The sequence below is a fragment of the Enterococcus phoeniculicola ATCC BAA-412 genome, assembly GCF_000407505.1.
In the GTDB taxonomy this organism is placed as follows: Bacteria; Bacillota; Bacilli; order Lactobacillales; family Enterococcaceae; genus Enterococcus_K; species Enterococcus_K phoeniculicola.
On the sequence record NZ_ASWE01000001.1, the window covers coordinates 660,742 to 674,992 of the forward strand.

Genomic DNA, 14,251 nt, shown 5'->3' on the forward strand with positions numbered 1-14,251 from the left:
GCAGAGATGGAATGGATAAAAGCGAAAACATTATTGCAGAAAGTTTCATTTGATGGTCAGTTATGGTTTGGTATTGATTATGTAATGAATCTCTATAAAGGATGCAACCACCGCTGTATCTATTGTGACAGCCGCAGTGAGAAATATTTTATTGAAGACTTCAATCGGGTTCGAGGAAAAGAGCATACAGCAGGAATCTTACAATATGAATTGAAAAAAAATAAATGTGGCGTGATAAATTTGGGGGCAATGTCAGATGCATATAATGCGGAGGAATTAAGAAATGGATTAACAAGGACTGCACTTCAGCAGATTTATGAATATGGGTATGGTCTTTCCATAGAAACAAAAAGTAATCAGATTGTTCGAGATATTGAGCTGATAAAAAAGATTCAAGAACGTGCGTCAGCCTGTATTAAGCTTTCGATTACGACAATAGATGATTCTCTAGCAAAAGTAATTGAGCCGGGTGTTTGTCCGTCATCTAAGCGCTTTGAAGCTATTCAAATGTTGAGTCAGGCTGGAATTTATACAGGCGTCTTAGTTACGCCTGTCCTTCCATTTATTACAGATACACCAGAGAATATTCGAGGACTTGTGAGAAAAGCGTATGAGAGTGGTGCAAAATTTATTTATGCACAGTTTGGTATGACTCTTAGAGATCGACAAAGAACGTATTATTATGAAAAGCTTGAACAATCATTTCCAGGTTTAGTGGCGCAATACAAGAAAACCTATGGTGCTACCTATGGCTGTACATCGCCAAGATGCAAAGAGCTATCATTTCTGTTTGCTGAAGAGTGTGAAAAATACGGGTTGCTCTATAAAATGACAGATATTGTCGCTGATTGTCCAAAAAAGAAAGAAGACGAACAGCTGACACTTTTTTAAATAGTTGCAAAAAAGAATAGACTAGTCACCACATAAAAAAGTTGTCCTTTTTCTTTGACTGTCAACGTGATAGACTAAAAAGAAAATAAAAAAAAGAGGATTTTATATGCCGACTATACTATTTATTCTGTCACTTATTATCGTTGTTATCATTATATTGATAGGACTCGAAATTTTTAACCGAATAAAATTGAGAAAAGATGTTCAGCAAAGATGGGGGAAACAACCACGCCAGCCACGATTTGATAAGGAAGAAAGCCTGAAAGAAGCATGGCAGTCTGCTAGTGATTATCAGGAGTTTGAAAGTGAAGTCGATGATATTACCTGGTATGATTTGGATATGTTTGCAGTATTTGAATTAATTAATGGGACCTATTCAAGTACGGGTTCAGAGGCATTGTATCAGAGATTAAGAAATTACAATTTTAGTCAAAAAGAAAATCAAACCATGGAGACCCTTATACAATTTTATGAAGAACAACCAAAGATTCGAGAAGAAATTCAATATCATTTTGCTAGATTAGGGAAAAAAGACCATAACTTTGTCAAACAATACTTATCAGATGCGAAATCTAAGGAGATTGCTAATCAATGGCTTTATATTTGTCTAGGTGTCCTGCCTTTTGTAGGGCTTGGTCTTGTATTTGTTCAGCCGATGGTGGGGATTCTTACAATTTTAGGATCGGTTTGTTTTAATACGATATACTATTTTATAAAAAAACAAATGCTGGAAACAGAGTTGAACAGCATGAGTTATCTGGTACAGACAATCTCAACAGCCAATGCGGTGGCAAAGCTTGATACACCATTAAAAAGTCAGCTAACCGAGCAGCTGCATGCACTAAAAAATATTCCCAAATTTGGTTTTGCCTTTCGTGTCAAAGGAAACAGTGAGGCAGAAATGATTTTTGATTACGTCAATATCATGTTTATGCTTCCATTTATCTCGTATCATTATGTACTTAGTCATCTAGAAAAAAATCAGGAAAAAGCGAAACAATTGTGGGATATTCTTGGGCAGTTTGAAGTAGCAGCAGCTGTCTTAAATTTTCGTACCTATATGCCGATTACCAGTCAGCCAAAATTTGCAGAAGGCGGTGTGAAATCAGAAGGAATCTATCATCCATTATTAACGCAAGCTGTCATGAACGATGTGGATTGGCAAGCAAACACGCTGGTTACCGGTTCAAATGCTTCTGGAAAATCGACCTATGTAAAAAGTGTCGCTATCAGCTGTATTCTGGCGCAGACGATTCAAACGGCTGTTGCGGAAAGTTTTCGTATACAACCAGGACATGTGCTGACCTCAATGGCGGTTGAGGACGATTTATTTGAGGGTGACAGCTACTTTGTTGCGGAAATTAAATCAATTAAGCGCGTGCTTGATAAAGCTTCAACCAATGAGCGATGTTATTGTTTTGTAGACGAGATTTTAAAAGGAACCAATACAATTGAACGGATTTCAGCATCTGCTAGCGTGGTTGACTGGCTCAACCAGTATCCTTCATTGGCGTTTGTTGCGACTCACGATATTGAGCTAACAGAAATACTTAAAAATAGCTGTGAAAATGTCCACTTTGAAGAACAGGTAACTGAGGAACAAGGGATTACTTTTGACTACAAGCTTCGACAAGGCCCTTCCAAGACTCGTAATGCTATTCAACTTCTTCAAGTGATGAATTATCCTAAAGAGGTAGTGAGACGGGCAAAAGACGAAGCAGAGGGATTTGATCAGACAAGACAGTGGACGATTTTCTAAGGAATATTAGAAAATCGGCTTTGATTTCAAATATAAATAAGCAACTACCTGAAGCGTTTATAAAAGACGAGGCAGCTATCTGCATTTGATAGCTGCCTCGTCTTTTATAGACTACGTCAATTGATTGTCCCATTTTTTATTATGGGAAGTTTACGCATGCTGTTCTCTTTTTACTACGCTAGATATTTTTAGTTAAACGCACACGCTTTGCAATTTTTTCGATGAGTAACAATGCAGGCAGTTGTGAGGTTAACTCTATCGTCTGCTCTTTATTGCTACTGGATTTATAGATGGTTTCTCGAGTAATGTAATAAGGAATCGTTAAATCTGAAAGTCGACTAATGGTTGATTTTTCAGTATTTGTAATGGAAATAATGGCGCAGCCTTTTGTATTGAGTCGTTTTAGATAATGAATGATTTCATTTGTTTCCCCAGTAACGGAGAGAGCAATGATACACGTTTTCTTTAAAATATCCTCTGGAAACCATTGGATTGGATAATTTGAAGGATCCTCTATGCGTAAAGCTGTCTGAGAAAGGTTGGTAAAATAGAGCGTTCCATATTCTGCAATCGTTTCTGATGAGCCTGAGCCTAAAAATAAAACTAGGTCTTTATCTAGAAGAATATCTACGGCTTCTTGAATTTTGTTTGATAAAAACGGCTGATTTAAGCGTGTGAGAAAGTCCATGTATTGCGATTCATCACTATCAGAAATTTGTGTGTTAGTAAGAGAATCTTCATAGAGTCTCAGTTTTACCTGAAATTCTTTATAGCCGTTACATTCAAATTTCTGACAAAAGCGGGCAATGCTCGCTGTGCTTGTATGTGTCTGAAAAGCAAGCTCCTTTATTTTCATTCGAGCGGCTTCTTTTAAGTGATGCGCAACATAATGATAAATTTCATCTTCTAAAGGACTCAATTCAGGAACATAGTCTAAAAATAACATGGTTCACCCTTCCCTCCTTTTTGACACAACTTGAAACATTTTTGGTACATTTGACAAGTAAAGGGCATTTAGACAACTCAAAGTCAATGCCACTTTGAAATAAAAACAGGTGATATACTTCATTATAGAGTTTGAAAACGCATTCTGCAAGACGTTGAGGAGGAGGACGAATATGAAGTACACATTTCCAAAAGATTTTTTCTGGGGGGCAGCCACTAGCGCAACGCAATCAGAAGGAAGAGAGCTAAATGATCAGAAAGGAGAAAATATTTGGGACTATTCATCAGTAAAATATAACCATCGTTTCTATGAAGGAGTCACAACCGAACACACTTCTAATTTTTACAAAGAGTATAAGCAAGATATTCAGCGCATGGAAAATCTTTCATTTAATTCTTTTCGGACGTCTATTTCTTGGTCGAGACTGATTCCTGATGGCGTAGGTGAAATAAATCAAGAAGCAGTGAAATTTTATCGACAAATGTTGCAGGAGATGAAGCAAAAAGGAATTCAACCATTTATTAACTTGTATCATTTTGATATGCCAATGGCCCTGCAGGAGCAAGGCGGTTTTGAAAATCGTGAAGTCATTGAGGCTTACAGACGTTATGCTGAATGTTGCTTTGAGTTATTTGATGATTTGGTTGCCTGCTGGTTCACCTTCAATGAACCTATGATTCCCGCAGAAGCAGGCTATTTACATGACCGGCACTACCCATATGTCGTTGATTTCAAGCGAGCAGCTACAGTATTGCACCATATTATCTTAGCTCACTGTGAAGCAGTAAACGTATATAAAAAAAATTACAAAGGAAAAATTGGGATTATTATGGATATTATCCCTGTCTATCCAAGAAGTCAAAATCCGGCAGACTTGAAAGCCGCCGAAATGGCTGATTTATTTTATACACGAAGTCTAAATGAAGCTATCTTAAAAGGGAAATATCCTAGTGAGCTGCGAAATGTTCTTGAAAGATATAATCAAATGCCTGAAGTCACACCAGAAGATTTGGATTTAATTGAACAAACAAAGATTGATTTGCTGGGGGTGAACTATTACAGACCAAGAAGGGTAAAGGCAAAGGAGTACCTTGTGGATGTTACAGGAATTTTTTCACCTGAGTGGTTCTTTGATGACTATGTCATGCCGGGACGCAGAATGAACACATCAAGAGGAATCGAAATATACCCCGAGGCGATGTATGATATTGCTAAAAAAATTCAGAACGACTACGGGAATATTGATTGGTTTGTTTCTGAAAATGGAATTGGAATACAAGGAGAAGAAGCCTTTATAAAAGAAGGAATGGTACAGGACGAGTACCGTATTGCTTTTGTTAAGGAACATCTTCAATGGCTGCATAAAGCAATGGAAGAAGGCAGTAACTGTCTAGGATATCATATGTGGACATTTGTGGATTGCTGGTCATGGATAAATGCCTATAAAAATCGTTATGGATTTTATCGAATGGACTTAAAGACGGGAGAAAAGACCGTAAAAAAATCAGGGTTATGGTTTAAGACAGTCATTGAAAATAAAGGGTTTGATTAGAAATTAATGATTAGGGAGTGGAAGAAATGAACGTTTTAGATTCAATTGCTATAAAGCTCTTGCCTATCGCCAACAAAATTGGCCAACAACGACATTTACAGGCGGTTAGAAATGGATTAATCTCTATTCTGCCGTTAACCATTGTGGGGTCTTTCTTTACTATTTTATTAAATTTACCTATTACTGGATATGCTGATTTTATTGCGCCGTATGTTACTGCATTAGATGTTCCATTTCGTTTTACAGTTGGCTTAATGTCTTTGTATGCCGCATTCACGATTGGTTCGTATTTGGGTTCAAGTTATAAGCTGGACAAGACAACAAGCGGATTTTTATCTATGCTTGCAACTTTACTAATGGTTATGCCAGTCAACTTAGTAGAAGGAGTCGATGCCGCAGGAAATGCAATTGCTGGCGGTCGGTATATTCCAATTACGCCATTAGGTTCCCAAGGATTGTTTGCTGCAATAATTGCTGCATTATTATCTGTAGAAATTTATCGTTTTACAAAAGAGAAAAAATTAGAAATAAAAATGCCCGAAGGTGTTCCTCCCGTAGTTGGAGAATCTTTTGCAGCTTTGCTACCAACCTTGTTCGTTGTCCTTTTATTCTGGATTCCCCGACATTTTTTTCAGTTCAATTTAAATGATGTATTAGTGTTTGCAATTTCCCCACTAAAAACATTTTTGACGGGAAATAATTTATTTGGCGGAATAATTACCCAATTCTTTATTTGTGTTTTCTGGGCGTTGGGTATTCATGGACATGCGGTGCTAGGTCCAATTATACGACCGTTTTGGGATCAAGCAATTTTAGAAAATGCGGAGCTTTTTCAAAATGGAATGAGTGCATTTGATTTACCCAATATTTTTACCGAACAATTCTACCAATGGTATGCGCAAATGGGCGGGACCGGTGCAACGCTAGCTTTGGTTGTCCTGTTTATGTTTTCTAAGTCAAAGTATCTGAAACAATTAGGAAAGCTGTCTATTCTTCCTGGAATCTTCAATATTAATGAACCTGTAATTTTCGGAACACCGATTGTTATGAATCCATTATTAGCTATTCCATTCATTCTGGTTCCAATTGTAAATACGATACTAGTTTACATTGTAACTGCTTTAAATTTGATGCCTAAAATGATGGTTAAACCGCCATTCTCTATCCCAGCTCCTTTTGGTGCGCTAATTACTTCTAACTGGAATATTGTTGCTTTAATTATGGTTTTCGTCTGCTTCTTTGTTTCGTTAGCAATCTATTATCCTTTCTTCAAAATGTTTGAAAAAATTCAAGTAGAGCAAGAAAAAGGAGAATTGGTAACAGAATGACTTTACTATAAGAAGGGTGGAAAATAGGATTGATTCTCTTTGTTAGCTTCATTCTGATTGTTTGTGTACAGAGGTATTTTAAAGATTCTGTTCAACTAAAGAACTGGAAATTTCGCTGGGTATTAATTACTTGTCTAATAGGCATTCTATTTTCAGTTCCTGTTAGTTTATTTTTGAAATCCGATTACCCAACCATCGTGATGACCGTAGTTATGGGTACAACACTCCAAATAAAATATATGTCTCAATTTAAAAGAAATAGGTAGTTACTGATAACAAGGACGCTTTTAGAAAAAATTCGTAAAAAGTTGCCTATGTTCATGATACAACTAAAAAAGGACAGGAAATTGCTTGTGCAATTACTCTGTCCTTTTTTGTTGAGCATTAATAAGGGAGCAATTCAATCGTTGAATCAAAATATTGTTCAATAAATTTCACTTGCACCCAAATTTCTTCTTTTGTAACTCTTTGCCCACTGGCTGCTGCCACCCATTTATCCTCTACATCGTCTTTTCGATGAATAATTGCAACGATTTCACCAGTAAAGGTTTTTAATGGTTTGTCGATATCTAATATATAAACGTCCTGTTCTTCATTATCTCCAGCAAATAATCCTGCAACGTAACCATAATTGATTGGATAACGATTGCCATATGCATCTTGATAGCCGACAGGGCGGTCCATTGTGACGGTTATCGTAAAACGCTTCATCTGTGTCCTCCATTCATCGAGTTTCGTTCGTCTTCTTTCATTAGTAAAAGGAACCGGCACTGGCGGTTTTTGCCGGTGACTATCTGTTCTTTTTTTTGAGATAGTTTAACAATTCAATCAATACCTGACACTGTTCCCGAATACTAGCACCGATAGTTGTTTCTTTGATTAGCGTTCGTTTTACTTTTTCATCAATCACCTTTTTTAAATACGTTCGGTCGCGTTTTTCTTCTAAAAGCTTTGGAATAGAATGAAAGGGTTGATGAGTGACAATTTGAAACCCGAAAGAATTATTCAACAAAGAGTAGCCTGCAATTCCTGTTGTATTTTGATACGCTTTAGAAAGTCCGCCATCTATAACAAATAATTTGCCAGAGGCTTTAATTGGCGATTCACCTTTTGCAACTTTTACGGGCGTGTGCCCATTGATAATTTTTGATTGTTCATTTTCCAGCCCAAAATGGGTTAAAATCATCCGACAGGTTTTTTCAGTATTTCTCAACTGATAGTAAGAATTGTTGTATTCTTTGTGAGTTGTTTTATCTTCAATAAAATAGCGCTCAAATGTGGTCATTGCACTGCGTCCAAATAAAGGAGAAGCTTTTCCAATCCAGCTATACCAGATTAAATCTGTTGCCAAGTCATCATGGATAGAAGGGTTCAAGCTACTTTCTCGAAGCTTTTTTTCAAACTGTTCGAGTAAAGATTTTCCAAAATAAAAAATACCCTCAATTTCCATTTCTAAAAATCGTCCATCTTCATTGAGCGGCATACAGCCATGATACAAAAGATGATTATTGTAGACCAGATACATGCTTCCTTTGGCTAAAAGGAATTTCATGTGTCTTTGCAGCTTCTCTGAGTGTTGAAAGGAGTGCATCAAACTGTCGACTACATAATTTTCTTCATCAGAAAGCTGATAAGGATTCTCTGTATCCACTGTCTGAAAGCAAGAATGAATCAACGGGTAGATGCGTCCATTGAGTTGTATTTGGTTTGTATCAAAATGAATCTTATCTAAAAGCAAGCGATCGTCCATCTGAAATTCAGGGCGACGTTTCATGATTTGTCCTTCTAGCTTAAATTGAATCATCGTTAGCGCTTGATGAACTTTTTCCAGACGTTCATCGCTTTCAGGCTGAAAATTCTCGGCATTTTTTCGGGCTTTTGGTGCAAAGCCCGAATTTTCTTGGTAAGTGTCTTCTGCAAATAAAAAGAGAGGACGTAGATTTAAAGAATAGGCACTCTCTAATTCATATAAATAATTGTAACGTGCAGCAATACGTAAGAGGGTCATTAGACAGGCTTTTGAACCAGCGTATGCACCAAGCCACAAGATATCGTGATTTCCCCATTGAATGTCTAGTGAATGATAAGACATTAATCGGTCCATAATCTTATCCGCATTGGGTCCACGGTCAAAGATATCACCAACAACATGAAGATGGTCGACAACAAGCTGTTGAATACTTGTAGAAACGTCAATGATAAAAGAAGGCGCTTCACCCAAATCAATGAGACGAGAAAGAATTTCCTGATAATAAATTTCTTTTTCGTTTAGAGAAATATCGGTATAAAGCAATTCTTCCACAATATAAGTATAGTTCTTAGGTAAGGCCTTTCGAACTTTAGATCGAGTATATTTTGAGGCCGCATGTGTGAGTAGCTGAATTAACTGGAGAATGGTTTTCTCATACCATGCATGATTTTTTTCTGGATAAAAAGAGGAATCTTTAAGGATTTCTTTTGGATATGCGACTAATAACGAAAATTTATCTTTTTCCAATTCTGACATTGATTCCCCAAAACATTCACTAATTTTCCCACGCAGATTTCCAGCACCTGTACGTAAAATATGATCAAATGCGGGATATTCTCCATGAATATCGCTTAGGTACAACTCAGTTCCTTTCGGTAGGTTCAAGATGGCTTCCAGATTGATTAACTCAGTAATGATTTCGCCACTATTCCCAAATTCTTTTGCTAATAAGTCGAAATATTTTTTCTGGTTCATAATTGTCTCTCCTGTTAAATTGGTATAGCTATACAATACCATAAAATTTGGGGTCTATCATCATTATTTTTATTTAGGTATAGTTTTCTTATCTTTTTTTTGCATTCAATAACTAGTAAAAATTTTTTCTCTTTTTGATAACGGTTTTTTTAGAATGAGAATCTGACCTTTTGCCTCTATTTTTTGCTCAGAATCTTCTTATGAAAATTTCTTGGGATTTTCATTGACTTTATTGCTAGGTGAGCGTAGCATACTGTTTTGTTTATCTGTTTTTTTCTCGTACAATAGAGTAAACGGAACAGAAGGAAGGGTGTTGAAAAGTGGATTATTTAAAAAGATTGTTGGTAGGAAAACCATTGAAGTCTGCTGAGAATGATGAACAAAAATTAAGTCGTTTTGCAGCGTTGGCTTTATTATCTTCTGACGCATTATCTTCTATTGCGTATGGTACTGAACAAATTGTTGTAGTATTAGTTGCTTTATCAACGGCGGCTATCTGGTATTCATTACCAATTGCTGCTGTAGTAATCGTCTTGCTAGTTTCGTTAACGCTCTCTTATCGTCAGATTATCCACGCATATCCCCATGGTGGCGGAGCCTATGTAGTTAGTAGCGAGAATTTGGGGAAAAATGCTGGGCTAATTTCAGGGGGCTCTCTGCTCATTGATTATATGCTGACTGTTGCCGTATCAGTTTCAGCAGGGGCAGAGGCGATTACATCGGCGATTCCAGCTTTGTATAATCACCAAGTAGGAATTTCTGTATTGATTGTTGTGCTGATTATGATGCTGAACTTAAGAGGGTTGAGAGAGTCAGCAGGTTTCCTAGTTTTTCCGGTCTATCTATTTATTGGTATTATAACGATTTTGATTTTTATTGGTCTGTTTAACATTTTGACCGGAGCCGTTCCGCTAAACGCAACAGCTGTTCCAGGTACAGTGGTTCCGGGGATTTCACTAGCACTAATTTTACGAGCATTTTCATCGGGCTCCTCTTCATTAACTGGGGTGGAAGCAATCAGTAATGCTGTGCCGTTTTTTAAAAAACCACGAGCAAAGAATGCGGCAGGAACACTAGCAATGATGGCGTCTATTTTAGGGTTCTTCTTTGTAGGAATTACATTTATTAATTACTGGTACGGAATTGTTCCTGAAACTGAAGTGACTGTATTAGCGCAAATCGGAAAAGCAGTCTTCGGCTCCGGATTTATGTATTATGTGCTACAGTTTTCAACAGCTTTAATTTTAGCTGTCGCAGCAAATACAGGATTTTCAGCTTTCCCAGTATTAGCCTACAATCTGTCAAAAGATAAATTCATGCCTCACATGTACCAAGACCGTGGCGACCGTTTAGGCTATTCAAACGGAATTATTACATTAGCGGCGGGTTCCATTGTTTTACTCTTTATTTTTAATGGTTCAACAGAGCGTTTAATTCCTCTGTATTCCATTGGTGTATTTATTCCTTTTGCTTTGTCACAAACAGGCATGGTTATTCACTGGAGACGTGCAGGCGAAAAATGGCTGCGTAAATCAATCGCAAATATAGTAGGTGCGACAATCTCCTTTAGTATCATACTAATCTTGTTTATTTTTCGATTAAATGATATTTGGCCGTTCTTTATTATCATGCCGATTCTTTTATACACATTTTATAAAATTCACGACCACTACAAAAAAGTGGCGGAGCAGCTTCGTCTGGAAGAAAAGGCATCTGCTCATGAATTTGAAGGAAATACCGTCCTTGTTTTAGTCGGAAATGTTACTAGAGCAAATGTCGGAGCACTTAATTATGCACGATCTATTGGAGATTATGTGGTGGCGATGCATGTATCCTTGGATGAAGATGTGAAAAAGGAAAAAGAAATTGAAGCAGAATTCCGGGAAAACTTTCCAGATGTTCGTTTTTCAGTCGTTCATTCTTCGTATCGTTCCATTGAAACACCAATTATTCGATATGTAGATTTAGTCAGTAAGAATGCAATCAAGCACAATTATACGACGACAGTATTAATTCCGCAGTTTGTTCCGAACCATCGTTGGCAAAATATATTGCATAATCAAACGAGTCTTCGGTTACGATTACGACTTTCTTGGAGAGAAAACATAGTCGTGGGAACGTATAGTTATCACTTGAAAAAATAGGGATATATCTAGTAGAGGCATAGGGAGGTATTTCTATACAAAAGTGTAAGGTATTGTTTAGAAACACTGACGTAAGCAAAGCCGCAAGTTTGTTTCACTTAGAGACAAAGTTAACTAGAAATCCAATAGGGACTGCGTATCATCGTAAATTTTTATGATGGGCAGCTGTAAAATGACGTTGCTTCTGTTTCCAATCTTTCTTAATATTCTAAGAGCGTTGACTATAACTATTTGAGTTATGTCCAGCGCTCTTTTCGCTTTTTAGTAAGAAAAAATGAACGAATCACTATAATTTGTACTTATCTACATAATTTGTACTAAAGGATAAAAAATGAGGAATATTGATTATTTTATGGATTGCAAAGAAACGATATTCATCTTAATATAAAAGCGCTTACAGGAATGAAAGTGGCCGCTTGCTTACTGTAATTAACAACAAATTTTGTCGTTAGGAGGAGGATAATAAATGAAGCGTTATTCAAAAATACTTGGTATAGCAATTTCAATTCTTGGTGTAGTGCTGCTGGCTACAGGCTGTTCTCAAAAGGAGGATTCTTCATCAAAAGATAAAGAAGGGAAAACAGAAATTAAAATCACCTGGAGAGATACAGGGGAACATGATAATTTGAATAAATATTTAACAGAAACATTTATTCCGGAATTTGAAAAAGAAAATAAAGATATAAAGCTTGTCTTAGCACCGATTACAGCGAGTGAGGGAGATTATTTTTCAAAAGTGGCGTTATCTATGCAATCTGAAAGTACAGCCCCAGATGTAGTTGCAGAAGATTCATTCATGCTAAACTCTGATGCAAACGCAGGCTATCTGCTCTCTTTAGATGATTATTTAAGCAAATGGGATCAATGGGATAAATATACTGAAAATTTAAAAGCAGGTGTGGTGGCTGAAGATGGGAAGTATTATGCAATTCCAGGAACATCGGATTCTCGTGGTTTATGGTATAACAAGAGAGTTTTTAAGGAAGCAGGATTACCTGAAGAGTGGCAGCCTAATACTTGGGACGAGATTGTTCTTGCCTCTGAGAAAATAAAGAAGGCTTCACCAGATGTCATTCCATTTTCCATGGGGGTAGCAAAAGCAAATGGCGAGTCTGTTTCCATGCAAACATTTGAAATGCTTCTCTACGGCACAGAGGATACTTTATTTGATCAAGAGACTAAAAAGTGGAATGTTAACACAGATGGCATACTAGATTCACTAAAGTTTGTTGATGAAATTTATAATACGAAAAAATTAGGGCCTGCTTTGTCAGTAGCAATCAATAGTAATTATGGGTCTGTATTATTTCAAGATAAATTTCCAAATGATCAAGCAGGAATTATTTTAGATGGTTTTTGGAGTCAAGGAAATTGGAGTGAAACGGGTGCTGTTCCTGTTGATAATGTAGAGGATCGGTTTGGCTTTGCAGCTATGCCTACACAAAATGGGCAGGAGCCAAAAAGTACAACGATGTCAGGCGGATGGACATGGGCTATTCCTTCAAAAGCTAAGAATCATGATGCTTCTTGGAAGGTCATTCAGGCGCTTGGAGGAAAAGAACAGCAAGCTGCACGAGCAATCGCTGAAGGAAATTTAACTGTACGGGATGATTCTGCTGAGATTCCAGAGTATAAAAATCAACCTTTTATTACTCAAGCCACAGGGTTCTTACAAAATGCCCATTTCAGGCCAGCGAATGATAAATATCCAAATGTCTCAGTTGAAATCCAAAATATGGTTGAGTCAGTAGCCACTGGAAGTAAAACACCAGAAGAAGCAGCAAAAGATTATGCAACAAATGTAACCAGAATTGTTGGGGAAGAAAATGTACAAAAGTAACAGAAATTTAACTGTGAGATGCACAAATTTCTTCATTTTTTAAAGAGCGAATGAGACGCTAAAATCCGAAATAGAAAGCATTTTTTCGGATTTTAGCTTTAGTTTTTTACAGAATAATTTCTTCCTAGAATTTTAAAATAAGGTGGGAAAAAAATGGACATACCTGTTAAAAAATCAAAAAGGAAAAATGGCTACTCCGACCATTTGAAAGCAGCACTATTTTTATCACCAACATGGCTATTGTTGTTAATTTTTTTTATAGGACCTATGCTATTGACACTTATATTTTCTTTTACAAACTTGGCTTTAACGGGTGTTGAAGCTAGTCATCTACGATTTGTTGGATTCGAAAATTTTGCAAGAATGTTTCAAGATCCAGAGTTTAGAACAAGCGTCTGGAACACTATTATCTTTGTCTTCTTTTCTGCGGTTGTTGGACAATGTTTTTTTGGCTTTTTAATTGCATTTCTTATGAAGAAAAAAAATCCGATGTTTCGCCGGATTGTAGGTCTAATTATTATTGCTGCATGGGTGACACCAGAAGTGGTGGTTTCCTTTTGCTGGGTCGCTTTTTTAGGTGACTCTGGGACTGCAAATTGGTTAATTGGGTTATTTGGTGTTGAGCCAGTTGCTTGGTTATTCTCATTTCCAATGGTCAGTGTGGTGATTGCAAATATATGGAGAGGGACAGCATTTTCGATGATGGTCTTTCAATCGGCACTAGATGATATTCCTAAAGAAGTAGAAGAGGCCGCAATAATGGATGGGGCAACTCGTTTTCAAGTGACTCGCTTTATCACTATTCCTATGGTGAAAGGAACCATTGCAACAAACATGATGCTTGTTACCCTTCAGACACTGGGTGTATTCACCCTTATTTATACAATGACGGGTGGCGGACCAGGTGTAAGCACCTCTACGCTTCCAGTCTTTATGTATAAACAAGCCTTTGTAAGCTATCAGCTTGGCTATGGCACAGCGATTTCTTTAGTCCTGCTAGTTTTGGGTGCTGGTGCAAGCTTACTTTACATGAAAACGTTAAAAGTGAAAGTGTAGGTGGAGGAAT

The 14,251-nt window shown here is 37.0% G+C and carries 10 protein-coding genes; 7 read left to right on the forward strand and 3 right to left on the reverse strand.

Annotated features, from left to right (window positions below; translation table 11 throughout):
• Positions 1-6 precede the first annotated feature (6 nt).
• Complete coding sequence (locus tag I589_RS03005) at positions 7-891, forward strand: SPL family radical SAM protein (protein WP_010769607.1); 885 nt, start codon at positions 7-9, stop codon at positions 889-891.
• Between the two features lie 106 nt (positions 892-997).
• Positions 998-2,650, forward strand: coding sequence for a MutS-related protein (locus tag I589_RS03010; protein WP_010769606.1), 1,653 nt, complete (start codon positions 998-1,000; stop codon positions 2,648-2,650).
• Between the two features lie 178 nt (positions 2,651-2,828).
• Here the strand turns inward: I589_RS03010 and I589_RS03015 are convergent, their stop codons facing one another.
• On the reverse strand, positions 2,829-3,596 hold the full coding sequence (locus I589_RS03015; protein ID WP_010769605.1) for a MurR/RpiR family transcriptional regulator: 768 nt from the start codon (positions 3,594-3,596) through the stop codon (positions 2,829-2,831).
• 172 nt (positions 3,597-3,768) lie between these two features.
• Between I589_RS03015 and I589_RS03020 the strand changes: the two genes are divergently transcribed.
• Both I589_RS03020 and I589_RS03025 read left to right on the forward strand, forming a co-directional pair.
• On the forward strand, positions 3,769-5,148 hold the full coding sequence (locus I589_RS03020) for a glycoside hydrolase family 1 protein (RefSeq protein WP_010769604.1): 1,380 nt from the start codon (positions 3,769-3,771) through the stop codon (positions 5,146-5,148).
• Positions 5,149-5,174: 26 nt separating this feature from the next.
• A complete protein-coding gene (locus I589_RS03025; protein WP_010769603.1) occupies positions 5,175-6,476 on the forward strand; it encodes a PTS sugar transporter subunit IIC in 1,302 nt (433 codons plus the stop codon).
• Between the two features lie 384 nt (positions 6,477-6,860).
• Here the strand turns inward: I589_RS03025 and I589_RS03030 are convergent, their stop codons facing one another.
• A complete protein-coding gene (locus I589_RS03030; RefSeq protein ID WP_010769602.1) occupies positions 6,861-7,187 on the reverse strand; it encodes a hypothetical protein in 327 nt (108 codons plus the stop codon).
• Positions 7,188-7,266: 79 nt separating this feature from the next.
• On the reverse strand, positions 7,267-9,201 hold the full coding sequence (locus I589_RS03035; RefSeq protein ID WP_010769601.1) for a fructose-bisphosphatase class III: 1,935 nt from the start codon (positions 9,199-9,201) through the stop codon (positions 7,267-7,269).
• A gap of 320 nt (positions 9,202-9,521) precedes the next feature.
• Here I589_RS03035 and I589_RS03040 point away from each other — a divergent pair, with 320 nt between their 5' ends.
• From I589_RS03040 to I589_RS03050, 3 genes are all read left to right on the forward strand, one after another.
• Complete coding sequence (locus I589_RS03040; RefSeq protein ID WP_010769600.1) at positions 9,522-11,345, forward strand: APC family permease; 1,824 nt, start codon at positions 9,522-9,524, stop codon at positions 11,343-11,345.
• Between the two features lie 466 nt (positions 11,346-11,811).
• On the forward strand, positions 11,812-13,185 hold the full coding sequence (locus I589_RS03045; RefSeq protein WP_010769599.1) for an extracellular solute-binding protein: 1,374 nt from the start codon (positions 11,812-11,814) through the stop codon (positions 13,183-13,185).
• A 153-nt stretch (positions 13,186-13,338) separates the two neighbouring features.
• A complete protein-coding gene (locus I589_RS03050; RefSeq protein ID WP_010769598.1) occupies positions 13,339-14,241 on the forward strand; it encodes a carbohydrate ABC transporter permease in 903 nt (300 codons plus the stop codon).
• Positions 14,242-14,251: the final 10 nt, after the last annotated feature.